Raw genomic sequence first — 1678 nt, 5'->3', positions numbered from 1 at the left:
CCTGAATTATTCACCATAAGTTCTCCAAGTACAGTGTCACCCCGTTATCATGGGCGGTACTGTGTTTTTTATTTTTCACCTTTTTAGTGCAGAAAAAGAACCTCCGATTTGGTATAGTTGATTCACCACAAGTCAGCTATCCACCAAAAGAAAGAGGTCCTTCTCATGGCAACTTTACCGGAAAAACGGGTTAATTTCAATCCTAAATTACATATTTCGCACACTGGTGGTGAACTTTCCACTGATGCTGGGCTAGTGTTGGTCAAAGAATTAATGGCGCAACTCAATTTCACGACCTTAGCGTATCAATTAATCCATTTTGATGACCAGCGCCATTACGCTCGTTACAGCAACGTTAGTCTACTAGAGCAGGTCGTGCTGCAGTTGATCGCCGGTTACCCGGCCGATCTAGCTGCCACCAGTTTGCGCAATGACCCCACATTTAAATTACTATTGGCACAACCGCAATTGGCCTCACAACCGTCATTATCCCGTTTTTGGCAACGCTGTGACGAGCAGACCATCACCTCATTACAAACGTTGAATCAAGCATTGCTTGACCAAGCGTGGACTGGCGCCAAGCAACAACAGCTGATCCTCGATATTGACTCGACTCACGCCGATACTCATGGTCATCAGGAAAAAACGGCCTTTAATGCGCATTACGGTACCACGGGTTACCATCCGCTGGTCGCTTTTGACGGGCAAACGGGCCACTGTTTAAAGGCTCAATTGCGCCCAGGTAATGTTTATACCAGTACGGATATTGCCCCCTTTATCACACCACTACTACAGCACTATCATCAAGTCAAACCGAACGCTGATATCTTGGTCCGCGGGGATAGTGGCTTTGCGACTCCAGAATTATACGAAACTTGTGAAGCCAACGACACTTTTTACTTGATCCGCCTGAAAGCCAATCGGCGGCTGAACCAACTGGCTGAACGTTTTGTTCAGATCAGTGATGAGCAGAATTGGACTGAGACCGAGGTCCATTATTATCGCGCGTCTTATCAAGCCCGATCATGGCCTAAGCCGCGCCAGATCTATATTAAATCAACTCGACCAGCTGGTGAATTGTTATTTCAACATGAATACCTCGTGTCCAATTTAACGAGTTTTGTCGCCGAAGATGCGTTTCACGCCTATCACCAACGGGGTCAAATGGAAAACTATATCAAGGAAGCCAAGGCTGGCTTTTACCTGGATAAAATGACTAGCTCGCAATTTATACCAAATTATGCCCGCATGATGCTCAGTGTCCTCGCTTATAATTTAGTCAGCTTGATGCGCCAATTGTTGCCTGTACAACATCAGCGATTACAGGTTACAACCTTGCGCTTATGGCTGTTTAAAGTAGCGGGTAAGCTGGTGACCAGCGGCCGGCAACTTTATCTAAAATTAAGCCGCCACCACGTCTATCAGGATTTGTTTTATCAACTGTTAGCTCGAATCCAAGCGCTACAGTGGGGCTAAACTGGTGCAATAAATCAAAAAAAGTCGGTTCGGCCAAGGGGCAAGTATGCTCAAAATTGAGGATCAAAAATTTATCCAGCCCCATAATTTGGTAGCCTTTAGCAAAAACAGTACATCTTGGTTTGACTACGCCATAGCAGCACGAGAATTGGTCCAAAATTGTGCGGTATGCCGATATTAAACCTCGTATGAATAATTCGGG

General features: G+C 45.5%; 1 protein-coding gene. It reads left to right on the top strand.

The window, feature by feature from the left end; genetic code table 11:
• Positions 1–165: 165 nt before the first annotated feature.
• Complete coding sequence (locus tag FD20_RS12490; RefSeq protein ID WP_057738919.1) at positions 166–1476, top strand: IS1380 family transposase; 1311 nt, start codon at positions 166–168, stop codon at positions 1474–1476.
• Positions 1477–1678 lie beyond the last annotated feature (202 nt).

The organism is Liquorilactobacillus uvarum DSM 19971 (genome assembly GCF_001434935.1).
Classification (GTDB): domain Bacteria; phylum Bacillota; class Bacilli; order Lactobacillales; family Lactobacillaceae; genus Liquorilactobacillus; species Liquorilactobacillus uvarum.
This window is presented reverse-complemented; position numbering and strand designations above follow the sequence as displayed.

What these genes read in the sequence shown, in the direction of transcription:
- FD20_RS12490 (WP_057738919.1), top strand. Translation starts at nt 166, where the DNA reads ATGGCAACTTTACCGGAAAAACGGGTTAATTTCAATCCTAAATTACAT.